This is a genomic window from Pseudomonas sp. GW822-FHT02G04 (assembly GCF_058802085.1).
Window position 1 is genome coordinate 168,099 of sequence record NZ_JBXANU010000010.1, and the last position, 24,665, is coordinate 192,763.

The following is a 24,665-nucleotide window of genomic DNA, read 5'->3' on the forward strand; positions in this document are numbered from 1 at the left end:
TGAAGCCCAAATAAAAGGCCTCGCGGATGCGAGGCCTTTTGCTTTTTGACGCTAAGGTTTATCGGGTTTGGCCAGCAATGTGTAAATGCACGGCAGCACGAACAAGGTGAACAGCGTCCCGATCGACATCCCCGTTGCGATCACCGTGCCGATGTCGAACCGGCTGACGGCCCCCGCGCCCGTGGCGATGATCAACGGCACCATGCCGAACACCATCGCCGCCGTGGTCATCAATACCGGACGCAGGCGAATGGCCGCCGCTTCCTCCACCGCTTCGCGAGGTGTCAGGCCTTTCTCCTTGCGTAACTGGTTGGCGAACTCGACGATCAGGATCCCGTGTTTGCTTATCAGCCCGATCAACGTCACCAGCCCCACCTGGGTATAGATGTTCATGCTCGACCAGCCGAGGAATAGCGGGATCAGCGCGCCACAGATCGACAGCGGCACAGTCACCAGAATCACCAGCGGATCGCGGAAGCTTTCGAACTGGGCCGCCAGCACCAGGAAGATGATCGCCAAGGCCAGGGCGAAGGTGACCCACAGCGCGCTGCCTTCCTGAACGTATTGCCGTGAGACACCGGCATAGTCGACGGCGTAACCCGTCGGTGCCTCTCCCCGGGCGATCTGGCGCACGGTGTCGATGGCTTCACCCATGCTGACCAGCGGGACCCCGGAAAGAATCGCCGAGTTGAGTTGCTGGAACTGGTTCAACTGACGCGGCCGCGCGCGGTCGGTCACGGTGATCAGGGTCGACAGGGGCAGCAGTTCGCCCTTGGTGTTCCTGACGTAATAATGGTTCAGCCAGTCAGGGTTATCGCGGTAAGGCCGTTCCACCTGAGCGATGACTTTGTAGCTGCGACCTTCGATGGTGAACCGGTTGATTTCCGCCTCACCCAGCAAGGTCGCCAGCGTCCCGCCCAGGTCCTGCATGGACACACCCATCTGCGCGGCCTTGGCGCGATCGATATCCACCACCACTTCGGGTTTGTCGAAGGCCAGGTCGACGTCGACGAAAGCGAACTTGCCGGATTCCATCGCCCTTTTTTTCACCCGGTCCGTCACCTCCAACAACGATTCGTAGGTATTGGCCGAGTTGATCACGAATTGAAACGGCAAGCCTTCGCCGGTGCCCGGCAGGGACGGCAGGTTGAAGCCGAAGATTTGCAGCCCGGGAATGCTTTCCAGCTTGCTCTGGACCTCGGGCAGGATCTGCATCTGAGTCCGGTGGCGTTCGTTCCAGGGTTTGAGCAGGAAGCCGCCGATCCCTGATTGCACGCCGTTGAAGCCGTTGATCTGGAACGAGGAGTAGTACTCGGGGAACGCCTTGAATATCGCGACGAACTCGTCGGTGTAGGCGTTCAGGTAGTCGAGGTTGGCCGTCTGCGGGGAGTTGGCCATCATGAAAATCACGCCCTGGTCTTCGTCCGGCGCCAGTTCCGACTTGGTGAACTTGAGCAACACCGGAATCAGGCACAGCACGATCACCGCAAACACCAGCACTACCGGCCGGGTGTTGAGGGTGCCGTGAAGCACGCTCTGGTAGCGGCGCTTGAGGCCTTCGAAGATCACGTCCAGGCGATGGGCCAGGCCGCTGGGGTTTTCATCGTGGCGCAGCAACAAGGCGCACATCATCGGCGACAGGGTCAGGGCGACAATGCCGGAGATCACTACCGCCCCGGCCAGGGTCAGGGCGAACTCCTTGAACAGCGCCCCCGTCAGGCCGGTCAGGAAACCGATCGGCGCATAGACCGCCGCCAGGGTAATGGTCATCGATACCACCGGCATGGCGATTTCCCGGGCACCCTCGATGGCCGCATCCAGTGGCGTCTTGCCTTCTTCGATGTGGCGGTGGATGTTTTCCACCACCACAATGGCGTCGTCCACCACCAGCCCGATGGCCAGGACCATCGCCAGCAAGGTCAGCAGGTTGATCGAGTAGCCCATCATCTGCATGAAGAACATCACGCCGATCATCGACAGCGGAATGGTGACCACCGGGATCACCACCGAACGCAGGGCGCCGAGGAACAGGAACACCACCACGATCACGATCAGCACTGCTTCAAACAGGGTTTTCAACACTTCGTCGATGGAGGCCTGGATGAACAGCGTGGCGTCGTAGGCGATTTCGCCTTTGAGGTTCGGCGGCAGCTGGGCCTCCAGGTCCGGCATGATCTTGCGCACTTCCTTGATCACGTCCAGCGGGTTGGCGCCAGGTGTGGCCTTGATGCCGATGTACACCGAGGGCGTGCCGCCGAAGGAACTGACGGAGTTGTAGTTTTCCGCGCCCATCTCGACCCGTGCCACGTCTCGCAGCAGCACACGACTGTCGCCGTCGACCTTGAGCGGGATCGCGCCAAAGGCCTCGGCGGATTTGAGTTCGGTGTTGGCGTTGATGCTGGTGACCACGTACTCGCCTTTCACTTCGCCGGCGGCGGAGAGGAAGTTGTACTGGCGCACGGCATTGGTCACATCGCTGGCACTCAGGCCGAAACCGGCGAGCTTCACCGGGTCCAGCCACAGGCGCATGGCGAACACCTGGTTGCCGAGAATCTCGGCTTCGGCCATGCCCGGCAGGGTCGCCAGTTTCGGCTGGATAACCCGGGACAGGTAGTCGGTGATCTGCGGGTTACTCAGCTCGTTGCTGAAGAAACTGATGTACATCAGCGCCGAGGCGCCGGCGGCTTCCTTGCTCAGCACCGGGTCCTCGGCGTCCTGGGGCAGCTGGTTCTTGACCTCGTTGGCCTTGGCCAGCAGTTCGGTGAACAGGCGGTCGGTGTTGGAGCCAATGCGCGCGTAGATCGAGATCACCGAGAAGTTCTGGCGACTGACCGAGGTCATGTAGTCGATGCCCTCGGCGCTCGCCAGGCTTTGCTGCATCGGTTGGGTGATGTAACCCTGAATGGTTTCGGCGTTGGCCCCGGGATAAGCGGTGGTCACCGTGATCAGAGCGTTTTCCATTTGCGGGTATTGGCGCAGCGGCAACTTGCTCCACGCCTGGAAGCCCAGCAGTACAATCAACAGGCTGACCACGGTGGCGAGCACCGGGCGGCGGATGAACGGATCGGTAAAAGCCATGGGGATTCCTTGATCAGTCAGCGCGCGGCTGACTGCTCTTCTCGGCTAGGGTCTTGTCGTCGCTGATGGCGATGTGCGCGCCGTGGTCCAGTTTCATCTGGCCGCCGGTGACCACTTTTTCGCCGCTCTGCAAGCCTTTGATGATCATGACCATCCCGTCGCGGCGCTCGCCGGTTTCGACAAAGCGTCGTTCGGCGATCAGAACCGGTTCGCCCTTGTCGTTCTTTTCGAGGCTGCCGTCTTCGGCCTTTTTCTGCGCGACGACGTACAGCGAGTTGCCATAAAGGGTGTAGGTGATCGCGCTCTCAGGCACGACGATGTGCGGCTGCGGGTCGGGCAACATCACTTGCAGGCTGGCGAACATCCCCGGCAGGAGTTTGCCATCGGGGTTGGCCAGGGTTGCGCGCACCAGCACGTTGCGGGTGGTGTTCTCGACCTTCGGGTTGATCGCACTGATGGTGCCCGGGAAGTTTTCTGTCGGGTAGGCCGAGACAATGACTTGTACCGGTTGGCCAAGGGCGATCTTCGGCACCGACTGCTCGGGTACGAAGAAGTCGACGTAGAGGCTGCTGAGGTCTTGCAGGGTGGCGATCATCGTGCCGCTGGCCACGTAGTCGCCGACGTCCACCTGACGGATGCCGATGGTCCCGCTGAACGGGGCGACGATGCGTTTTTTCGCCAAGGCCGCCTTGAGCTGATTGACCGTGGCCCGGCTCTTTTGCAACACCGCCGAGAGTCGGTCGAATTCGCCTTTGGAGATGGCCCGGCTACCCACCAGTTGGCTGCCGCGACCGTAATCCAGTTGCGCCAGGCCCAGGTCGGCCTGAGCGGTTTCCAGCAGGGCGGTTTCCACGGCACTGTCGAGTTGCACGATCGGCTGACCGGCCTTGACCTTCTGCCCCGACTCGAACTGCACGTCCTTGACGGTGCCGGCGATCTCCAGACTCAGGTCGACCCCTTGCAGCGCCTTGAGGGTGCCGACCGTTGGCAAACGGCTTTGCCACGGACGTTCGGTGGCCGTGGCCACGGCGACATTGATCGGCGGTTTCGGCACGGAGAAGCCTTGCATCATCGTGTAGATGGAGAAGGCTTTGTAACCGGCCAGGACCAGCACGATTAGCAGGACAACACCCAACATGATCAGCATGCGGCGGCGCAGCATATTTCCATTTCCTTGGAGAAATCAGGTGAGACTGTCGGGAACATTACTCCCACTGCGAAGGGGATTCCAACTGGCAGTTATTACAGAATGACGCAAACCCTGTAGGAGCGAAGCTTGCTCGCGAAAGCGGTGTATCAGTCAGTACATTAGTTGGCTGACACACCGCTTTCGCGAGCAAGCTCTGCTCCTACAAGGGAGGATGAAGTCAGATCAGATGAAGGTGGTTGTCCCAGAGCCCCGCAGGCAATTCCAGAGGTTTTGCAACAAGGTTTGTCTGGCGGCAATCGTAGAACCGGCAACGGCCTTGCCCGGAAGTCACGACAAAACCGTCGGCCACGGCCCCGACACCGGCGCAATCGGGAAGCGGTGCATCCAGGCGTACTTCACCGCTGTCCAGGTCCCAGATAAAAAAGCGGTTGCCCCGCGGCGCGGTCAGGGCGACCAGGCGCAGTTCGCTGTGCACGGCCACGCTGGCGGTGTAATGCCCCATGGCCTGCAACTGATGCTCGGGCACCGGGAACGGCACGAACGGTTGGCCGGGACGCTTGATCGCCAGCAGCTCCGAGGACTCGTGAGCATCGCCCATGAACTGCTGACCGGCGACGATGGTGCCGTCACTGGCGATACCCAAGTGCCGCACGCTGTTCATCTGTTGAGCCAGTGTTTCCTTGCTCAACAGTGTGCCGTCGCGCTTCATCAGCACCAGGCTCGGTTCCATGGCATTGAGGTTCATCTCGACCCGGCTTTCGGCCTCGGTACGAATGCCGCCGTTGGCCACCACCAGCGTCTCGCCATCGGGCATCCACGACACCTGATGCGGGCCGACGCCGTGAGTGGAAATTTCGCCGCTGTGCACCAGTCGCTCACCTTCGAATTTATACACACCGAGCAGACCTCGGCCCGGATCGGAGGTGTCGTTTTCGGTGGCGTACAACCAGTCGCCGCTCTGGTGAATCACCGCGTGACCGTAGAAGTGCCGGTTCGGTTGCGACACCACGGTTTGCAATAGCGTGCCGTCGCGAAGGTCGATCAGGTAGCTCTCGGTGCCCGGACGCCGAGCGACGAATAGCGCAATCGGCAGCGTCGGGTGGTTGATGATGTCGTGGCAGCGCTGACCGACCTGGGTCGCAAACACCCGAGTGCCGTCCAGCCGATAACCGACGGCATAGTGCTTGCCGTCACCATCGTCCCGCGCCGAGAGCAGCAGCGGGCTTTTGTCCTTTTGCTTGAACAGCGTCCAGCCGCCCAGTGTCACCGCACCCAGCAGCAAACTCCCTAACGTCAGAGCCTGGCGTCGCAGCATGGCACTTGCCCTCATCAGTCACCGTCGTTGGCGTTGAAGCCCAGTTGGATGCCCAGCGCCTTGGCCAGTTCGCCTTCGTGCAAGCGGTGGACAACGTTGAGGCTGTCATAGATGTCATTCAGCTGCTGGCGACCGGCATCGTCGGTGAGCATGTCGGTCAGCGAGCGCTGGTTACCGGCAAGCAGTTTCAGGGATGCTGCGTAGGCCGCGTCGATCTTGTCGGCCAACGGTTTTTGCTCGCTCGGCAACAGACCGCGCAGACCTTTGTTGTCGACACCCACCCAGACGGTTTGCGCAGCAGTCAGGCTTGCTTCCATGCCTTTGAGCGACGATTGGCTGCGCCAGGCGTCGGCCTGGAACGGCTGTGGCGTGCCCTTGCTCTGACGGCCCATCGGCGTGCCGAGTTTTTTCTTCAGGGTGTCCAGCGCGGTCACTTGTACACGCAGCAGATCGGCGATCGCTTCGTGGGAATCGGCGTAGCGCTGGTTGGGGAATTTGCTCATCTGCGCGAGCATGCCGTCGTTGGTGTTCCAGCGCGACAGGATCTCTTCGGCCAGTTGCTTCTGACGCTCGCCAATGGCGGTCAGCAGCGGGCAGTATTTGGCTTTCTGAGCGCTGTCAGCCATGTCGATCTTGCTGTCGAACAGGATGTATTCATAGGCCGACAGCCCTTGCACCACGACACTGGACTTGGCCAGGGCGGCGGCATCGATCTGTGGCTGAGCGGTGACCAGTTGCTCGACCTGACGACCCACGAGGTTTTTCTTGTCCGGCCAGAACTGCACCTGCCATGAACGGTTGCCCTCGGCCAGTGGCCCGATCAGCAGCGGTTGCAGCTCGGCCCAGGCTTTCTGCGCGTGCAGGAAGTCGGCGCGGGCGGTGTCCAGGGTTTCCTTGCCCTGGCAGAACGCCAGGGCGCTGACCGCCAATTGCCGGTCGGCTTCAACCCAGCGGCTGTAGCTCGGCAGGATCACTTGCTTGGCGATGGCCGCCGAGGTGACCGCTTGCGGATCCTGGGGCGAACAGGCGCCCAGGGCGAGGGCGGCAAGGCTGGTGAACAACAATTTGGGACGGAACATGTCGGGCTCCCGCTGAAGGAATACGTATTAAAGGGAATTCAAAAACGCCAGCAACGCCGCACGCTGCTCGGCGTTGAAAGACAAAACCTGTTGCTGCGCCGCTTTTGCTTCGCCGCCATGCCAGAGCACGGCTTCGAGCAGGTTGCGGGCGCGGCCGTCATGCAAAAACTGGGTGTGGCCGCTGACCGTCTGCGTCAGGCCGATGCCCCACAACGGCGGCGTCCGCCAGTCGCGGCCACTGGCCTGGAACTCGGTGCGGTTGTCGGCCAGACCGTCGCCCATGTCGTGCAGCAGCAGATCGCTGTAAGGGCGAATCACTTGATTGGCCAATTCAGGTTCCGCGGCGTTGGCGGCGGTGGTGTATTGAGGGGTGTGACAGGACTGGCATCCGGCTTGGAAAAACAGATTCTTGCCGGCCAGCACCTCAGGTGCGCCAACATCGCGACGGGCCGGCACGGCGAGGTTACGGCTGTAGAACAGCACCAGACGCAAAATGTTGTCGCTGACTTCCGGCTCGCCATCCGGGCCATTGCCGTTGGGCGCCTGCTTGCAAGCGGTTTGTGCGTCGGTGCAGTCATCAATGGGCCTCAGGCTGGTCGTGAGGCCCATGTCACCAGAGAACGCGTGAACATTCTGCTGATTGAGGTTCGGTTGCCCGGCTTTCCAGCCAAATCGTCCGAGAACAGTCTTCTGCTGCGCATCGTCCCAGACCCGGTTCGGATGCCCGGCGATGCCGTTTTTCTCCCGGGCCTGGGCCTCGGCGTTGGCCAGGATAGCCTCGTCGGGAATCGCTTCAAGCAAGCCCAGGCCAATCATCGGCGGTGCAATGCGCGCAGAGAAACGCGTGTCGGGGTGCATCGGGCCGTAGCCGAGTTGGGTCATCTGCAAGGTCGGCTTGCGCAACTCGATTTCGCTGCCGTCCTTGAAGCGTACCGGGACCGGCGTGTAATCGACGCGCACTTTGCCTTCCGGGGCAACGCCGGGCACCGACATGTCCTGGAACTGGCCGCCGTAGACCGGCTCCGGCACCACGCCCATTTGCTCGATGACTTTGGCGTAGGCCGGCGCATTGGGAATCGACAGGCGTACCAGCATCGACACCGCATTCGGCGCATCGGGCGTCGGTGGGTGACCGCGCCCGTCCTTGATATGGCAGTTCTGGCAGCCGTTGGTGTTGAACAGCGGGCCGAGGCCATCGCGGGCGGTGGTGGTCGACGGCGCGATTACCCAGGGGCTGCGAAAGAAGCTGTTGCCGACGCTGAAGTCGACGCGCCGTGACGGCGGCAGATTGGCGGACGGCAGGGAGAATGCGTTCTGATCGGTCTTGCGCACCGTCGCGCTGCCACCGGACCGGGCTTCACCGGGTTCGGCTTGAGTAAAACGCGGGGCGTCATCGCAGGCACTCAGGCCCAGGGCCAGCAACAGTGCAGACAAGCGAAGAGGCAACGAGGGCATCGGACATCCTGCAAGACGAGCAAAACAAGGGCGCAAAGTCTAACAGGGCAGGGGAGTTTGAATAAGAGGAATTATCGTTTGGTTGATGTGAGGCACTGATCGTTCCCACGCTCTGCGTGGGAATGCAGCCCGTGACGCTCTGCGTCACATCAACAGCCGAACGCGGAGCGTCCGTTGAGGCATTCCCACGCAGAGCGTGGGAACGATCGGCGACCCGAAGGTCGCCTTAGTATTCACTCAGCCGGCGTTGATCAGAACTCGTGATCAGCGTTGTCCGGGTTCAGGTCGCTGATGCCCAGTTTGCCGGCGGCGGCTTCGATCGAACCGGTCTGTTTGACCAGCGAGGCAATGGCGTCGCGCACGATCTGATTGCCGGCGGTGTTACCGGCGGCGATCAGTTGGTCGTAGTGCTCACCTTTGTTGGCGTGATCGACCATGATCTGGATCTTGGCTTCGGTCGCAGCCAGGTCGGCTTTCAGCGCGGTGTCGGCAGCCGGGTCGGCCTTGGCCACCAGGGACGACAGGCTGGCGCCGGTCATTTTGGTGCCGTCGACACGGGTGTATTCGCCCAGGTACACGTTACGAATGCCTTTGGCATCGTAGAAGTGCGAGTTGTGGGTGTTGTCGCTGAAGCAATCCTGTTCGTCTTCCGGGGAGTTGGCTTCCAGGGAAACCTTCATGCGCTCGCCCGCCAGTTCGCCCAAGGACAGGCTGCCCATGCCGAACAGCATTTTGCGCAGACCGGATTCAGCCGGTTCGGCTTCCAGGGTGGCGCGGTAGTTGTCGGCCACGTTCGGCTTCCAGTTACCGACCATTTCTTCCAGGTCGTTGACCAGCAGTTGGGTCACGGATTTCAGGTAAGCGCGACGACGATCGTTGTGACCGCCGGTGGCGCCTTTGCCTTCCAGGTAGTCGGAGGCTGGACGGTTGCCGGCGCCAGGGCCGGTGCCGTTCAGGTCCTGGCCCCAGAGCAGGAATTCGATGGCGTGGTAGCCGGTGGCGACGTTGGCCTCGGAACCGCCCAGCTCGTTCAGGCTGGCGAGTTTTTCCGGGGTGATGTCTTTCACGTCGACCTTGTCTTCGCCGACCTGCACCTGAGTGTTGGCGATGATGTTGGCGGTGGCGCCCGGGTTACCCAGTGCGTGTTCGTAGGATTTGTCGACGTAGTCGATCAGGCCTTCATCCAGTGGCCAAGAGTTCACCTGACCTTCCCAGTCGTCGATGATGGTGTTGCCGAAGCGGAACACTTCGCTCTGCAGGTAAGGCACGCGGGCCGCGACCCAGGCAGCCCTGGCGGCTTTGAGGGTGTCGGCGTTCGGCTTGGCGAGGAACGCGTCGACGGCGGTTTGCAGGGTTTTCGCGGTGGATTCGGCATCGCTGTAAACGGCGAAGACCATGTCGGCGTAGTGCGCGACCACAGCCTTGGCGGCGGCTTCGTCGACTTTAGCGGTGGCAGCAGGAGCAGCCGGGGCAGCGGTGCTGGCAGCCGGGGTCGGCGCTTGTGGAGCGGCAGCCTTGTCTTTGCCTTCGCCGCAACCGGCGAGGGAAATAGCGATGGCCAGCAGACTGGCGGTGGCCAGAGGCATACGAATCATGGCGAACATCCTGCTTCGGTGATGGATTGGGCGCGCACGGGCGGCGCGCAAAAGTGCGACATAATGCAAATCTTTCGCATTATGTGTAAAGGGTTGCACCTGTAAATATTTCTTATTCACCTGTGGCGAGGGAGCTTGCTCCCGCTGGACAGCGAAGCTGTCCCAAATTCTGCAACCCGGTTCTTCCAGAAGGATCGCGTCAACCTGGTGGCGACTGCTGCGCAGCCGAGCGGGAGCAAGCTCCCTCGCCACAGGGCTCCGTCAGCTGCTATGTATGCGTTGTTTCAGAGGATGGCCGCGTTACTGCGCTGGGCCTGCTTGAGGTAGACGCTCAATTCCCGCGCCGGCAGCGGTTTGCTGTAGTGATAGCCCTGACCTTCGTGGCAGCCTTCGGAGATGATGTAGGCCTCTTGTTCGGCGGTTTCCACGCCTTCGGCAATCACCTGCATGCCCAGGCTTTTGCCCAGCTGGATGATGGCCCGGACGATGGTCGCATCGTCGTCGTCATCGAGCAGGTCCTGAACGAAGCTCTTGTCGATCTTGATCTTGTCCAGCGGCAGGCTTTTCAGATAACTCAATGACGAATAACCGGTGCCGAAGTCGTCAATGGCGATCAGCGCGCCGGAGCGACGCAGGCTCAGCAGGTGCTGGGCGGCGGTGCTGATGTCTTCCATCAGGCCGGTTTCGGTGACTTCCAGCTCCAGGCTGCGTGGTGGCAGGCGGTAGATCTGCAGCAGGTTATTGACCACCCGCGGCAACTCGGCGTGGTGCAATTGCACGGTGGACAGATTCACCGCCATTCGCAGATCGACGAAGCCCTGGTCGTGCCACTCGCGCAGTTGTTTGCAGGCCTGGTCCAGCACCCATTCGCCAATGGCGATGATGGTACCGTTCTGCTCGGCCAACGGAATGAACAGGTCCGGCGGCACCAGCCCATGCTCGGGATGCTGCCAGCGAATCAACGCCTCGACGCCTACCACGCGATGATCGCGGTAGCTGATCTGCGGTTGGTAGACGAGGTAGAACTGGTCACGGATCAAGGCGTCACGCAGGTCTTTTTCCAGCTCGCGGCGTCGACGCATTTCCGTGTCGACGCTGGCGATATAGAACTGATAGCGGTTGCGCGAGCGCGTTTTGGCCAGGGTCATGGTCTGCTCGGCTTTTTGCAGCAGCTTCTCGGTGCTGTCACCGTCCTCGGGGAACAGGGTGATGCCGATGGTGGCGCGCAGGCGGATTTCCTGATGATCGAGGGCGAACGCCGCTTCCAGATCATCGAGAATGCTTTGGGCCAGTTCGGCAGCTTCGTAGGGTTGTTCGATGTCGGCCTGGACTAGCGCGAACTGGTCGCCACCCAAGCGGGCGAGGGCGCCGAGGCGGCCGCTGTGAGCCCGCAGGCGATCGGCCAGGGCCAGCAGCAACTGGTCGCCGGTCTGGTAGCTGAACTGTTCGTTGACGCCTTTGAAATCATCGAGCCCGACACACAACACCGCGACCCGACGCTGCAACTTGCCGGCGTCGACGAGGATCTTGTCCAGCTGTTGCTGCAGTTGCTGGCGGTTCGGCAGACCGGTGAGGAAGTCGTACTGGGCCATGCGCAGCAGGCTGTTTTCCGCTTCGTGGCGCAGGTGAGTGTTGCGCTCGATGGATTCGAGCAGCTGGTTGGCGGTGTTGATCCAGACCCCCAGCTCGTTTCTCTCATGACCCTTGAGCTGTGGGATCTTGTGGGCGCTGGGCCGGTCCGGGTTGATTTCAGTCAGATGTTCGATGATCCGCGACAATGGTTTGGTCAGCAGCCAGTGGTAAACCAGATACAACACCAGGCTCATGGCCAGGGCGCGCAAGACGCCAGAGATGAAGATGATCACCGAGCTGACGATGAAGCTCTGGCCGTAGGTGGCGGTGTCGAGGGTAATGCTCAGGTCGCCGTAGTACTCGCTGTAGGGACCGCGACCCACCAGTTGGGTGGTGAACGTGCGTTCCTTGCCGAGGATCAGGTCAGTCAGCCAGCGGCTGTGGGATTGCTGCAGCTCGCGGGATTTTTGCGCGAGCATGGCTTCGTGGGGATGGCCGATGGAGGCCATGCGCACGGCGTCGTCCTGGAACAGGCCTTCGATCACCTGCATGCCCATTTCCCGGTCCAGGCTGTAGACCGCCTGGGTGGAGGGATCGCGGAACATGTCGAGGATGCGCTGGGCATCGTTGGCAACCGCCTGACGTGTTTTATAGGCATCGAAAACAATCTGTGCGCAGCTCAAGACCACGCCGACGATCAATGCCGACAGGAGCACGACCCGGAGTAACTTCACCGACAAGCTGTTCTTGAGTTCCAGCTTCAAAGGGTTATTCCTTGTTCCGTGCGGGTAGCGTCAAGTTGCCATGAGTATTGGCAATCCCGTGATGGCAGTCAAAGGGACAATCCAACCCGGGGGATATTGCCGGTAGCTTGGCCGATATGCTGCTGTTTGGAGTATTTGCCCTATTAACACTGTGTCGGTTGTCGAGGCCTTCAACTTGAGGAGGTTGAGGCAATTTTTCCTTGTGTTGATGTTAGACCGCTGTGCTGCGGGGGCAAGAGGGCGAACGATAGACCGCGTTATCGTTCTTCGCGGGCAAGCCTCGCTCCTACAGGGGGCGAGTCGAACGGACCATTTCGATCGACTCACCCCTTGTAGGAGCGAGGCTTGCCCGCGAAGGTGGCTATACGGATGTACCCATTTCCCCGGCCCATAAAAAAACCCGGCATAAAGCCGGGTTTCTTGACTGGCGCGAAGCTTAAGCGGTGAAGGTTTTGCCTTCGAACTGCTCAGCCACGAATTTCCAGTTGACCAGGTTCCAGAACGCTTCGACGTACTTCGGACGAAGGTTGCGGTAGTCGATGTAGTAAGCGTGTTCCCAGACGTCGCAGGTCAGCAGCGGGGTATCGCCGCTGGTCAGCGGGTTGCCGGCGCCGATGGTGCTGGCCAGGGCCAGGGAACCGTCAGCCTTTTTCACCAGCCAGCCCCAACCGGAACCGAAGGTGCCGATGGACGTTTTGCTGAACTCTTCCTTGAACTTGTCGAACGAACCGAAAGCAGCGTTGATGGCATCAGCCAGAGCGCCGGTTGGTTGACCGCCGGCGTTTGGTGCCAGGCAGTTCCAGTAGAAAGTGTGGTTCCAGACCTGAGCGGCGTTGTTGAAGATACCGCCCGAGGAAGTCTTGACGATTTCTTCCAGGGTCTTGCCTTCGAACTCGGTGCCTGGCACCAGGTTGTTCAGGTTCACGACATAGGTGTTGTGGTGCTTGTCGTGGTGGTATTGCAGAGTTTCCTCTGAAATGTGCGGCTGCAGGGCATTGTGCGCGTAAGGCAGCGGCGGCAATTCGAAAGCCATGATAATTCTCCTAATCAGGTCAGTTGCGGTGAGCGCAAGGCCGATCACGGGCGGCCAGACATGCGCCGGGGAGTTTGTACTCTTTGCGGCGCAGGGATCGGATCATAGCACCGGGGGTGCGGCATAACCACGCAACAACTGTGTGGAATAGAGGTTCCAGAGCCTTTTGGAATAATTCACCCGGCAATGATCAGTTGAATCGCTACGGTGAACATCATCACGGCCACCAACAGGTCAAGGATTCGCCAGGTACTGGGGCGTGCCAACCACGGTGCCAACCATGCTGCGCCGAGGGCCAGGGTAAAAAACCACAGCAACGATGCACTGGCCGCACCCACGACATAAGCACCGGGCTCGGTTTGTTGTGCGCCGAGGGAGCCGATCAGCAACACGGTGTCCAGGTAGACGTGCGGGTTAAGCAGGGTCACCGCCAAAGCGCTGAGCAGCACCGCCCGCAATGAGCGCACGGTCTGGTTCTCACCTTGTTGCAGGCTCTGTTTCGAGCACGCCCGACGCAGCGCCAGGCTGCCATACCACAGCAGAAACGCCGCGCCACCCCAACGAGCGATGACCAACAGGGTCGGGTTCTGCGCCAGCAAGGTCGCCAGGCCGAACACCCCGGCGGCTACCAGCAACGCATCGCAGGTTACGCAGAGCGCCGCCACCGGCAGGTGATGTTCACGCCGAAGGCTCTGGGCCAACACAAACGCATTCTGAGTGCCGATCGCCATGATCAGCCCGGCGGCCACCAACAGGCCGTTCACATAGCTTTGCCACATAAGATGTTTACTCCGCGTTGGCCGCCAGATCCCGCAGTACCTGCAGGGCAAGTTCGGCATCGGCCTGGCCGACGAACAAATGGTCGTGGTAGTAGCCGGCAATCACGTTGCAACTGATGCCGGCCTGGCCCAGTGCCGTGGCGAATGCGGCGGTCAGGCCGACGGCTTCAAGGGCTGAGTGCACGTTCAAGGTGATCCAGGCCGCGATGTAGTCGAAGCTGAAACCGGCCTTCTCGGCGTGGGAACGTTGCAGAATCACCGTCAGGCCTTCCTGTTCGCGAAAGCTGCCGACAATCTCGAGGCCTGCGGGCAGCTTGCCGTCGGGCAAGGTGCAGAACACGTATTCGCCGTCGTTGAGTTGCGGGCTCATGCTGCGCAGCAGGGTTGCCAATGAGGTTTCGCCAGCCATGTCGGTGATCCTTGTTCAAGAGTTCTTGCTGGCCATTCTCCGGTGGGAAGTTGTATAAGAAAAACCAATAGTGCTGATCGCTCATTAGGAAAACTGATGTTCGACTACAAATTACTGTCCGCGCTCGCCGCCGTGATCGAGCAGGCCGGATTCGAACGCGCCGCGCAGGTCTTGGGCTTGTCCCAATCGGCCATTTCCCAGCGCATCAAACTGCTCGAGGCGCGGGTCGGCCAACCGGTGTTGGTGCGGGTCACGCCTCCGGCCCCGACGGAGATCGGCCGGCGATTGCTCAACCATGTGCAGCAGGTGCGGTTGCTGGAGCGCGATCTGCAAAGCCTGGTGCCGGCGCTGGACGAAGAAGGCCTGCCGGAGCGCCTGCGCATCGCGCTGAACGCTGACAGCCTGGCCACCTGGTGGGCTGAGGCGGTGGGGGACTTTTGCGCGCAGGAGCATCTGTTGCTCGACCTGGTGGTGGAAGACCAGACCGTCGGCCTCAAACGCATGCGCGCAGGCGATGTGGCGGGGTGTCTGTGCGCCAGTGAGCGGCCGGTGGCCGGTGCGCGCAGCGTGCTGTTGGGGGCGATGCGCTACCGTGCGTTGGCCAGCCCTGCATTCATTGCCCGGCATTTTCCCCAAGGTGTGCGCGCCGATCAGTTGGCCAGAACCCCGGCGCTGGTATTTGGCCCGGACGATTTCCTGCAGCATCGTTACCTTGCGTCAGTTGGCGTGAATGGTGGTTTCGAACACCATTTATGCCCGTCTTCCGAAGGGTTTCTTCGTCTCACGGAAGCAGGGCTTGGCTGGGGGCTGGTGCCTGAATTGCAGGTGCGCGAGCAGCAGGCGCGCGGCCAATTGGTGGAGCTTTTGCCAGATAAGCCGATCGATGTGCCGCTGTACTGGCATCATTGGCGCAATGGCGGTCAGCTGTTGGGGTTACTCACCGATCAATTGGTGCGCTCGTCGAAGCAATGGCTGGTGCCGTTGGACTGACGGCTGGCGTCAAGACCTCACGCCCTATGCAATATGCAAAACGCAAAACGCAAAACGAAATATTCGGAGCAATACATGAAGATTCTGGTCACCGGTGCAAGCGGCTTCATTGGCGGACGCTTTGCGCGTTTCGCCCTGGAGCAGGGCCTGGACGTGCGGGTCAACGGTCGCCGGGCCGAGAGCGTCGAGCATTTGGTGCGCCGTGGTGCCGAGTTCATTCAGGGCGACTTGAGCGATCCACAACTGGCGCGCGACCTATGTTCCGACGTCGAAGCCGTGGTCCATTGCGCCGGCGCTGTCGGTTTGTGGGGGCGCTATCAGGACTTCCATCAAGGCAACGTCGAGGTCACCGAGAACGTGGTCGAGGCCTGCCTGAAACAACGGGTGCGGCGCCTGGTGCACTTGTCGTCGCCATCGATTTACTTCGATGGCCGCGATCATCTGGGGTTGACCGAAGACCAGGTGCCCAAGCGCTTCAAACATCCCTACGCCGCGACCAAATACCTGGCCGAGCAAAAAGTTTTCGGTGCGCAGGAGTTCGGCCTTGAAACCCTGGCCCTGCGCCCGCGTTTCGTGACGGGCGCCGGCGACATGAGCATTTTCCCCAGGTTACTGAAGATGCAGCGCAAGGGGCGGTTGGCGATTATCGGCAATGGCCTGAACAAGGTTGATTTCACCAGCGTGCAAAACCTCAATGAAGCGTTGTTCAGCAGCTTGCTGGCCAGCGGTTCGGCCTTGGGCAAGGCCTACAACATCAGCAATGGGGCACCGGTGCCGCTGTGGGATGTGGTCAATTACGTGATGCGTAACATGGATGTCCCACAGGTGACTCGTTACCGTTCCTACGGCTTGGCCTACAGCCTTGCCGCGCTCAACGAGGGTGTTTGCAAACTGTGGCCGGGTCGTCCCGAGCCGACCCTGTCGCGGCTGGGCATGCAGGTAATGAACAAAAATTTCACCCTGGACATCAGTCGCGCCCGGCATTATCTGGACTACGATCCGAAAGTCAGCCTCTGGACCGCTCTCGATGAATTTTGCGCCTGGTGGAAGGCTCAGGACATTCGCTGACACACAAGAGCCGCCCCTACTGAACCGAGTTCAGGGTTCAGGGTCAACCGGTGCGCCAGCGGGAGTTATACTTCGCCGCATCAAGCCATCACCGCGTTTTACAAAGGTTGACTCAATGTCCATGCGTAACGATGCCAACGACGACTTCGACGATGTACCGAGCCTGCGTGCCGACAGCCTCGACGATGATGATTTTCCGACCACCGCGCGCACTTCCGTGCATTCGCGCACCACACCGGTAGTCAAGGCCAAAGGCCCGAGCACCGGCCCGCTGTGGGCGTTGGTCGGCGCGTTGTTCTTTGCCTTCGCCGGCCTTGCCTGGTGGAGTTTTCAGCAGATTTCGCTGATGGAACAACAACTGGTGGCGACCCAGGAAAGTTTCGCCCGTATCAGTGAAGAAGCGGCGGGCCGCTTGCAGGACATTTCCGGCAAGGTTGTGGCCAGTCAGTCCACGGTCAACACCGGCAGTGAAGCGTTGAAGCTGCAAATCAAACAACTGGAAGGCAAACTCCAGGACCAGAGCAAACAGCTGGAAAGCAAACTCCAGGATCAGAGCAAACAGCAGCAAGGCGTGCTCGGCCAGACCTCCGATCTGGACAAGCGCCTGGCGCAAATGACCACGCAGGCCAGCGAACAACAAGCCGCCAATGCCCAGTTGCAGGCTCAGGTCAAAGCCTTGAGCGGCGAACTGGCCGCGTTGAAGAGCGCACCGGCCGATACCAGCAAGGTCGACGCCCAACTCAAAAGCCTTGGCGCCGACATCGCTGCACTGAAGCGGCAAGGCAACCCGAGCGCCGCCGTCGAGCGCCTGGAGCAAGACATGATCGTGCTCAAAAGCCAACAGGACAACCGCCCGGCTGCAGCGCAGGGTGGCAACAATACTGCCGAGTTCGACGCCTTCCGCGGCCAGGTCACCCGCAACATCAACACCCTGCAGGCGCAGATCCAGAACCTGCAACAACAGCTGCACGCCCGGACTCAATAGCCCGATGCAGTGATGTTGTGTGGAGTGGGCCTGTGGAGTGGGGCTTTTGTGGCGAGGGAGCTTGCTTGTGGCGAGGGGGCTTGCCCCCGTTGGGTGGCGTAGCCGCCCCATCTCCATTCACCACGGCTTTTCAGATAGTCCGTGGTGCCTGATTTGCGACTGCTGCGCAGCCGAACGGGGGCAAGCCCCCTCGCCACAGATAATCCGCCCACCACAGATAATCCCTCTCACTACACTGGCCACAGGGCTTGCTCGCGAATGCAGGCGACTCGGTCTTTCTACCGAACCTTGTCCTCCCGCCCGCGCAACACCCTGTTCGGCATGGCAATCGCCGCCGCCAGCCCCAGCAGCGACACCGCCGCGCTGACCATCAGCAAATGCCTGAAGGTCAGCAGCAACTCGGCGCGCAAGGCGTTTTGCGCATCCCCCGGCGCGGCGTTCAAACCATCGAGCAAGACATTCCCCGAACGGCCCTCGGCAATCAGCGACGAGCCGGCCAGGTGCGCGAAACTGGAGTCCTGCAACAACGCCAGCAACAGCGCCGACATCAACGCCACCCCCACTGCACCGCCCAGAGCGCGGAACAGATTGGTGGTGCTGGTGGCAACGCCGATGTCCCGTTGTTCCACCGAGTTTTGCGTGCCCACCAACGACGTCGGGAACTGCATGCCGCCAGCGATGCCGCAGAGCAACATGAACAGGCTGCTCAGCACAAACGCCTGCGGCGCACTGAACGCCATGCCCAAAATCGACAACGGCATGAGCAACGCACCGGTCAGGATCATCGGTTTGTAACGACCGGTCACCGAGGTCCGGCGCCCGGCGAAATAGGCGCCTATCGGCAAGCCCATGGCCAGCGGCAACAGGTGCAGTGCCGCGCTGTCGGCCCCGGCGCCGGTGACGCTCTGGAAGCGCAGCGGCATCAGCACGATCAGGGAAATCGCCTGGAAACTGGTGAAGAAAATCGTGCACCAGCATAGGACCGCATTGCGGTTGGCGAACAAATGCATCGGCAGCAACGGTTCCCGCGCCCGCCGTTCATGCCAGACGAACACAGCCAGCACCACCACCGCACAACCGAGCAAACCCGCCACTTCGGCACTGCGCCACGAATGCCCCTGGCCAACCTGAGTGATGCCCAGCAACAACGCCGTCAGGCCAATGATCATCAGCAACGTACCGAGGTAGTCAATGATCGGCTTGCGCTGCGGCACCGGCAGGCCCACCAGCGTGTGGTAGGCCACCAACCACGCCCCCAGGCCCAACGGAAGATTGATCAGAAACACCCAGCGCCAAGACAGGTATTCGGTCATGTAGCCACCGAGTACCGGGCCGGCCACGCTGGCCACCGCGTACATGCTGCTGAAGTAACCCTGATAGCGACCGCGTTCGCGCGGTGGGACGATGTCGCCGATGATCGCCTGGCTCACCGAAATCATCCCGCCGGCGCCGATGCCTTGAAAAATCCGCGCCAGCACCAGTTGCTCCATGCTTTGCGCCATGCCGCAGAACAATGACGCCAGAGTGAACAAACCCATTCCAAACAGCATCAACCGGCGGCGGCCATACAGATCGCCGAGCTTGCCGTAGATCGGCACCGCCACGGTCATCGCCACCATGTAGCCGGAAATGACCCAGGCCAGCAGGCTGACGTCCTTGAACTGCGCGGAAATCGCCGGCATCGACACCGCGACGATGGTCTGGTCCAGCGCGCCCAGAAAGATCGCCAGCATCAGGGCGATCAGCACGCTGCGAATGGCCGGTTTGGGCGTTTCAGGCCGGTTGAGATTGGTCACGGTAAAACCTGCGGGCAGTGATGGACCCGCAAGAAGCAAGGCGAGCGGGGGATGCTCGCCAGTGTAAGTCGGTAGCAGGCTATTCGATAGCCTCATAAGGAAGGCCGACGTAGTTTTCCGCGATGGTTTTTCGGCCCGCCTCGGAGTCAACGAAATAGGCCAGTTCCGATTCGCTGATGCGCTGACTGAACGCGTCGTGCTCGTCGAAGCGATGCAACATTGAGGTCATCCACCAGGAAAACCGTTCGGCTTTCCACACCCGCCGCAGGCAGATTTCGGAATACTTCTCCAGCAAATCAACACGGCCTTCGCGGTAAACCTTCAGCAGAATATTGAACAACGTACTGACGTCGCTGGCCGCCAGGTTCAGGCCCTTGGCACCGGTGGGCGGGACGATGTGCGCGGCGTCGCCGACCAGGAACATCCGCCCGTACTGCATCGGCTCGACCACGAAACTGCGCAGCGGTGCGATGCTTTTTTCGATTGACGGGCCGGTCACCAGCACATCGGCGAGGGCGGTCGGCAGACGGGATTTGAGTTCGTCCCAGAAGCGTTGGTCGGACCAGTCCTCGACCTGATCCCGGGCCGGTACCTGAAGGTAATAACGGGTGCGTGTCGGCGAGCGCATGCTGCACAACGCAAAGCCTCGTTCATGCCGCGCGTAGACCAACTCCTCGTGCACCGGCGGAGTGTCAGCGAGAATCCCCAGCCAGCCGAACGGATACACCCGCTCGAACACCTTCAGGCAGTCGGCAGGGATCGACTGCCGCGCTACGCCATGGAAACCGTCGCAACCGGCAATGTAGTCACAATCGAGTCGATACGTTTCGCCGTCCTTGTCGAAGGTGACAAAGGGTTCAGCGGTTTTCATGCCGTGGGGGACGACGTTGCCGGCTGCATAAATGGTCTGCGCGCCAGCGTCCCGACGAGCGGCCATCAGGTCGCGGGTGACCTCGGTCTGGCCATACACCATCACGGTTTTACCGCCGGTCAGCGCCTGCAGATCGATGTGCACCCGGCGCCCGTCGAGGGCCAATTCGAAGCCTGTGTGGACCAGCCCTTCGGCGTCCATGCGCTGGCCCACCCCGGCCTGACGCAACAGCTCTACCATGCCTTGTTCGAGCACACCGGCACGGATGCGCCCCAGCACATAATCCGGGGTCTGACGTTCGAGAATCAGGGTGTCGATGCCGGCGTTATGCAGCAATTGGCCGAGTAGTAAACCAGAGGGGCCGGCGCCGATGATGGCGACTTGGGTTTTTAATGTTTTCATTGTTTTTATGACTCGCAAGCTCCGCGCGACCAAGGCCGGTGGATGATTTTTATGGATCGAGTGCTTGCATTTTTCACTTGCGGGTCTGTCAATTGAAGGTGAAAACTGAGCCGATACCTGTACATTCTGCCAATCGGTGCGATTATCGCCCCGTTACCCTCGAGGCCTGGATTGAAGTGATGAACAAGCCCGCCCTGCCATCGATTCCGGTGTTCAAACTCTACGGTGAAAGCCTGGATTGGCCGACCCCCGATTTGCTCCACTGTGAAACCATTTCAAAACGCAGCCGCGAACATCAATGGGAAATAAAACCCCATCGCCACGCTGATTTGTGTCAGTTGCTCTTCGTCTTCAAAGGTCAGGCAGAGCTTGAGATCGAAGGGAAACGCTCACAATTGGCTGAGCCGGCAATCATCATTCTGCCGCCGTTATCGGTGCATGGTTATCGGTTTTCCGAGGACGTCGAAGGGTTCGTTGTCACCTTGGCCGCGCCGCTGGTCGCCCATCTTCAGGCGCAGTTGGGTAATTCGGTGAACGCCCTGGCTCAGGCCGAAAGCTACTTGGCGGGCATGGACGGCGAATACCTCAACAGTCTGTTTTCAGCGCTGCAAAGCGAATACACCGGCCATCAACCGGCGCGGGAAATGCTCATGCATTCGCTGGTCAGTGTGATCATGGTGTGGGTCAGCCGTCAGGTGATTCAGCGCCGTGCAGCCAATCAGCGTCCGCAGCGTGCCCGGGAATACCTCAACGGTTTTATCCAGCTGGTGGAGGAGACCTATCGCCAGCACGTCAAGGTCGAGGACCTGGCTCATCGGCTGGGGATTTCCGTGTCCCACCTCAACGGCACGTGCCGTGAGCTGGCGGGGCAACCGGCGTTGCAGATCATGCACGAGCGTCAGTTGCTGGAGGCCAAACGCTTGCTGACCTACACCAGCATGACCATTTATGAAATGTCCGACGTGTTGGGTTTTTCCGATCCGACCAACTTCACACGCCTGTTCCGGCGTCGGGTGGGGATCTCGCCAAAGGCCTTCCGCGACCGTTTGAAGGCCGATCAGGACAACGAGGCCTGAACCCCGTGGCGAGGGGGCAAGCCCCCTCGCTACAGGGTGTTCGTTATCGGAGGGCGTTGAGGCTTGCGCTGTGGGGGATGCAGCGCTCGAAGTTGCAGCTCGCGAAGTCACGGGGCACTTTTCGCAACTGTTCGACACGCCAGGCGGCCGTGCCATACAGCGCCAGCGTCGCCGCGCAAGTGATGAAAATGGCGAGGTATCTTCTTGTTTTGATGTTCATGGCGTTGACCTCTGAACGAATACCCTTGGGTACTGTTTTGAGCATAGGTCAGCGCCGGTGAGTTGCCATCAAAACCGCCCTCGCGTTTAACGTGATATTCAGAACACTGATGCACATTTGCTCCGGTTAAAGGCCTACATCCCACGCCGGTTCTTCGGGGAATCTGAGCACCAGAAAATCCAGCATGCTGCGCAACGCCACCGGCATGTGCTTGCGTGAGGCATACACCGCATAGATGTTCATCTGCCGGGGCTCGGCCTGGGGCAGCAGGCGGACCAGTTCGCCGCTGTGGATATGCACGCCGGCCTGGTAACTGGGCAGCATCGCCACGCCGGCCCCGGCCATCGCCGCGCGCAACAGCGTGCTGGCTTCGTTGGCGCTGATGTTGCCCTGCACCGGCACCGAGACCGGTTCGCCATCCTGCTCGAAATGCCAGAGGCTTTTGCCGAAGTAAGAGTGAGTCAGGCAATTGTGCAGGCTCAGGTCTTCGACCCGTTGCGGCGCCGGGTGCTCGCGCAGGTAAGCGGGGGAGGCGCAGATCACCGAGCGGCAGACCGTCAGCCGCCGGGCGATCAGGTTCGGGTCCAGGTCGTTGCTGGTGCGGATGGCCAGGTCGATGCGCTCATCCACCAGGTTCACCGTGCGGTCGAGCATCTGCAGGTCGATGCTCACGCCGGGGTAACGTTTGACGTACGCCGCCATGGCATCCGCCAGTTGCGCCTGGCCGAACGAGGTGCTGACGCTGATCCGCAGCAGGCCGCGCGGTGCGTCGTCCGGCTCGCTGACGGCGGCTTGCATGTCGCTGGATAAATCGAGCATCTGCCGGCACCGGGGCAGGATTTCACTGCCGGCGGCGGTCAGGCTCAATTTGCGCGTGGTGCGGTGCATCAGGCGTGCGCCGACCCAATCTTCCAGCTCCGCCAGATACCGTGAAACCACCGGCCGCGACAGGTCCAGGTGATCGGCGGCGGCCGATTGGCTGCCCAGATCCACCACCGTAACGAACACTCGCATTGCTTGTAGACGATCCATGATTTGCCCGCTTTCAGAAACAAACTATGTTCAAGCATCGCATTTTTTGTATCGAACCAGGCAACTAAGCTCTGTCCTATCGCCAAGCACGGCATTCGGACAACGGAGCAACACATGATCGGCTTCACTTCAATCAAACGCATTCTTCTGGCAACCGCCACACTGGGCTTCGCGGCCCACGCCGCTGCGGCGTCGACCCTGACCCTGGACGTCTACAACCCTGGCACCAACGCGATTTTCCCGGTGACTTCGGTACTGGTCAGCGGCGAGAAAGAAGCGATTCTGGTGGACGCGCAATTCGGCAAATCCCAAGCCGAACAGGTGGTGGAAAAAATCCGCGCCAGCGGCAAGCAACTGACCACCATCTACATCAGCCACGGTGACCCGGATTACTACTTCGGCCTCGACACCATCACCCAAGCGTTCCCGAAGGCCAAAGTACTGGCCTCGCAACCGACCGTTGACCACATCAAGAAAACCGTCGACGGCAAACTGGCGTTCTGGGGTCCGAAAATGGGCGCCGATGTGCCGAACAAAACCATCGTGCCGCACGTGCTCAAGGGCGACAGCCTGATGCTGGAAGGGCAGAAACTGCAGGTGCTCGGCCTGGATGGCAAGCAGCCGGATCGCAGCTTTGTGTGGATCCCGTCGATCAAGGCAGTGGTCGGTGGCGTGGTTGTCGCGGAAAACATTCACGTGTGGATGGCTGACACCCAGACCCCGCAGTCCCATGCCGATTGGCTGACGACGCTGCACACGATCGAAGCCTTGAAGCCGAACACCATCGTGCCGGGTCACTACTTGGGTGAGAGCGCTCGTTCGCTGGCGGCTGTGCAGTTCACCGCCGATTACATCAAGGCTTTCGACGAGGAAACCGCCAAGGCGAAAGACGCTGCCGAACTGATCGGCGCGATGAAAAAACGCTACCCGACCCTGGGCGAAGAAAGCTCACTCGAACTGAGCGCCAAAGTCGCCAAGGGCGAGATGAAGTGGTAACCCGTCGGACCTGAAACTGAACAAGCCTTTGTGGCGAGGGAGCTTGCTCCCGCTGGAGTGCGAAGCACTCCCCGCATTTCTTCAGGCTAACCGCATTCGAAGGTTTTACGACTGCTTCGCAGCCGAGCGGGAGCAAGCTCCCTCGCCACACTGATCCAGGCAAACCAACTCAATACCTGTAGAACCAAACCAACTGGAGAACGTCATGAGCAAAATCGCAATCATCGGTGCCACCGGTCGTGCCGGTAGCCAATTGTTGGAAGAAGCCCTGCGTCGCGGTCACAGCGTCACCGCCATCGCCCGCGATACCTCGAAAATCGGTCAGCGCGCCGGTGTTGTGAGCAAAAACGTCGACGTGCTCGATGCCGCTGCTTTGCAAGCGGCAGTAGCCGGCCATGACGCGGTGATCAGCGCGGCGCATTTCTCTACCATCCCCGCCAGCGCGGTCATCGAGCCGGTGAAGCAGGCCGGGGTCAAGCGTCTGCTGGTGGTGGGCGGTGCCGGTTCGCTGTTGCTGCCGGGCGGCAGCCGGGTGATCGACAGCGAAGGTTTTCCGCCGGAGTACAAGGCCGAGGCCAGCGCCGGAGCCGAGTTCTTGAATACCTTGCGTCAGGAAAAGGACCTGGACTGGACCTTCCTGTCGCCGTCGGCGGAGTTTGTCGAAGGTGAGCGTACGGGCACGTTTCGAGTCGGCAAGGATGACTTGCTGGTGAGTGCGCAGGGTCGCAGCTGGATTACCTTTGCCGATTACGCGATCGCGCTGCTGGATGAAGTGGAAACACCGAAGCATTCCCGCCAGCGGTTTACGGTCGGGTATTGAGTGATTGATCGTTCCCACGCTCTGCGTGGGAATGCCTCAACGGACGCTCCGCGTTCGGCTCCGGATGGGACGCGGAGCGTCCCGGGCTGCATTCCCACGCGGAGCGTCACTAGTGTCCGGTAAAAACTAAAGGGGGAGCTTGCTCCCCCTTGCTGTGCCTGCTTCGTAAGCAATAATCAG

The 24,665-nt window shown here is 60.8% G+C and carries 20 protein-coding genes; 6 read left to right on the plus strand and 14 right to left on the minus strand.

Annotation, left to right across the window (positions count from 1 at the left end; translation table 11 throughout):
- Nucleotides 1-51 precede the first annotated feature (51 nt).
- The 10 genes from AC1RO5_RS15480 to AC1RO5_RS15525 form a co-directional block, all read right to left on the minus strand.
- Nucleotides 52-3,078, minus strand: a complete 3,027-nt coding sequence (locus tag AC1RO5_RS15480; RefSeq protein ID WP_493176023.1) for a multidrug efflux RND transporter permease subunit — start codon at nucleotides 3,076-3,078, stop codon at nucleotides 52-54.
- Between the two features lie 13 nt (nucleotides 3,079-3,091).
- Nucleotides 3,092-4,240 carry an efflux RND transporter periplasmic adaptor subunit gene (locus tag AC1RO5_RS15485; protein WP_493176025.1) on the minus strand — a complete coding sequence of 383 codons (1,149 nt, stop codon included), beginning with the start codon at nucleotides 4,238-4,240 and terminating at the stop codon, nucleotides 3,092-3,094.
- A gap of 205 nt (nucleotides 4,241-4,445) precedes the next feature.
- Nucleotides 4,446-5,543 (minus strand): DUF1513 domain-containing protein, encoded by a 1,098-nt coding sequence (locus AC1RO5_RS15490; protein WP_493176027.1) that lies wholly within the window; start codon nucleotides 5,541-5,543, stop codon nucleotides 4,446-4,448.
- Between the two features lie 14 nt (nucleotides 5,544-5,557).
- Nucleotides 5,558-6,622 (minus strand): imelysin family protein, encoded by a 1,065-nt coding sequence (locus AC1RO5_RS15495; RefSeq protein ID WP_493176029.1) that lies wholly within the window; start codon nucleotides 6,620-6,622, stop codon nucleotides 5,558-5,560.
- Between the two features lie 27 nt (nucleotides 6,623-6,649).
- Nucleotides 6,650-8,077, minus strand: coding sequence for a di-heme oxidoreductase family protein (locus tag AC1RO5_RS15500; protein ID WP_493176031.1), 1,428 nt, complete (start codon nucleotides 8,075-8,077; stop codon nucleotides 6,650-6,652).
- 251 nt (nucleotides 8,078-8,328) lie between these two features.
- Nucleotides 8,329-9,672, minus strand: coding sequence for an imelysin family protein (locus AC1RO5_RS15505; RefSeq protein WP_493176033.1), 1,344 nt, complete (start codon nucleotides 9,670-9,672; stop codon nucleotides 8,329-8,331).
- 284 nt (nucleotides 9,673-9,956) lie between these two features.
- Nucleotides 9,957-12,008 carry a putative bifunctional diguanylate cyclase/phosphodiesterase gene (locus AC1RO5_RS15510; protein WP_019651383.1) on the minus strand — a complete coding sequence of 684 codons (2,052 nt, stop codon included), beginning with the start codon at nucleotides 12,006-12,008 and terminating at the stop codon, nucleotides 9,957-9,959.
- Between the two features lie 436 nt (nucleotides 12,009-12,444).
- Complete coding sequence (locus AC1RO5_RS15515; RefSeq protein ID WP_007938876.1) at nucleotides 12,445-13,041, minus strand: superoxide dismutase; 597 nt, start codon at nucleotides 13,039-13,041, stop codon at nucleotides 12,445-12,447.
- 176 nt (nucleotides 13,042-13,217) lie between these two features.
- Nucleotides 13,218-13,820 carry a LysE/ArgO family amino acid transporter gene (locus AC1RO5_RS15520; RefSeq protein ID WP_493176035.1) on the minus strand — a complete coding sequence of 201 codons (603 nt, stop codon included), beginning with the start codon at nucleotides 13,818-13,820 and terminating at the stop codon, nucleotides 13,218-13,220.
- Nucleotides 13,821-13,827: 7 nt separating this feature from the next.
- Nucleotides 13,828-14,229 (minus strand): ACT domain-containing protein, encoded by a 402-nt coding sequence (locus AC1RO5_RS15525; protein WP_493176037.1) that lies wholly within the window; start codon nucleotides 14,227-14,229, stop codon nucleotides 13,828-13,830.
- A gap of 96 nt (nucleotides 14,230-14,325) precedes the next feature.
- Between AC1RO5_RS15525 and AC1RO5_RS15530 the strand changes: the two genes are divergently transcribed.
- The 3 genes from AC1RO5_RS15530 to AC1RO5_RS15540 all read left to right on the plus strand — a co-directional run bounded on the left by AC1RO5_RS15530 (nucleotide 14,326) and on the right by AC1RO5_RS15540 (nucleotide 17,272).
- Nucleotides 14,326-15,219: a LysR family transcriptional regulator ArgP gene (locus tag AC1RO5_RS15530; protein WP_493176039.1), complete on the plus strand. Its 894-nt coding sequence runs from the start codon at nucleotides 14,326-14,328 to the stop codon at nucleotides 15,217-15,219.
- Between the two features lie 75 nt (nucleotides 15,220-15,294).
- Nucleotides 15,295-16,287 carry an NAD-dependent epimerase/dehydratase family protein gene (locus AC1RO5_RS15535; protein WP_018926571.1) on the plus strand — a complete coding sequence of 331 codons (993 nt, stop codon included), beginning with the start codon at nucleotides 15,295-15,297 and terminating at the stop codon, nucleotides 16,285-16,287.
- Nucleotides 16,288-16,402: 115 nt separating this feature from the next.
- Nucleotides 16,403-17,272: an ATPase gene (locus tag AC1RO5_RS15540; RefSeq protein ID WP_493176041.1), complete on the plus strand. Its 870-nt coding sequence runs from the start codon at nucleotides 16,403-16,405 to the stop codon at nucleotides 17,270-17,272.
- A gap of 278 nt (nucleotides 17,273-17,550) precedes the next feature.
- Here the strand turns inward: AC1RO5_RS15540 and AC1RO5_RS15545 are convergent, their stop codons facing one another.
- Nucleotides 17,551-19,068: an MDR family MFS transporter gene (locus AC1RO5_RS15545; protein ID WP_493176043.1), complete on the minus strand. Its 1,518-nt coding sequence runs from the start codon at nucleotides 19,066-19,068 to the stop codon at nucleotides 17,551-17,553.
- Nucleotides 19,069-19,147: 79 nt separating this feature from the next.
- Nucleotides 19,148-20,341 carry a 4-hydroxybenzoate 3-monooxygenase gene (gene pobA, locus AC1RO5_RS15550; protein ID WP_493176045.1) on the minus strand — a complete coding sequence of 398 codons (1,194 nt, stop codon included), beginning with the start codon at nucleotides 20,339-20,341 and terminating at the stop codon, nucleotides 19,148-19,150.
- A 179-nt stretch (nucleotides 20,342-20,520) separates the two neighbouring features.
- On the opposite strand from pobA, the gene AC1RO5_RS15555 reads away from it, so the two are divergent.
- Complete coding sequence (locus tag AC1RO5_RS15555) at nucleotides 20,521-21,417, plus strand: helix-turn-helix domain-containing protein (RefSeq protein ID WP_493176047.1); 897 nt, start codon at nucleotides 20,521-20,523, stop codon at nucleotides 21,415-21,417.
- A gap of 43 nt (nucleotides 21,418-21,460) precedes the next feature.
- On the opposite strand, the gene AC1RO5_RS15560 is transcribed toward AC1RO5_RS15555, so the two are convergent.
- Together AC1RO5_RS15560 and AC1RO5_RS15565 are read right to left on the minus strand one after the other, a co-directional pair.
- The gene (locus tag AC1RO5_RS15560; protein WP_181150695.1) at nucleotides 21,461-21,637 is read right to left on the minus strand and encodes a hypothetical protein; all 177 of its coding nucleotides are present in this window, start codon (nucleotides 21,635-21,637) and stop codon (nucleotides 21,461-21,463) included.
- A gap of 126 nt (nucleotides 21,638-21,763) precedes the next feature.
- Nucleotides 21,764-22,669, minus strand: a complete 906-nt coding sequence (locus AC1RO5_RS15565) for a LysR family transcriptional regulator (RefSeq protein WP_493176049.1) — start codon at nucleotides 22,667-22,669, stop codon at nucleotides 21,764-21,766.
- Between the two features lie 114 nt (nucleotides 22,670-22,783).
- Here AC1RO5_RS15565 and AC1RO5_RS15570 point away from each other — a divergent pair, with 114 nt between their 5' ends.
- Both AC1RO5_RS15570 and AC1RO5_RS15575 read left to right on the plus strand, forming a co-directional pair.
- Entirely contained in the window at nucleotides 22,784-23,665 is an 882-nt protein-coding gene (locus tag AC1RO5_RS15570) for an MBL fold metallo-hydrolase (protein ID WP_493176051.1), read from the plus strand.
- Between the two features lie 205 nt (nucleotides 23,666-23,870).
- Nucleotides 23,871-24,485 (plus strand): NAD(P)-dependent oxidoreductase, encoded by a 615-nt coding sequence (locus tag AC1RO5_RS15575; protein ID WP_258672549.1) that lies wholly within the window; start codon nucleotides 23,871-23,873, stop codon nucleotides 24,483-24,485.
- The last annotated feature ends 180 nt before the right edge of the window (nucleotides 24,486-24,665 follow it).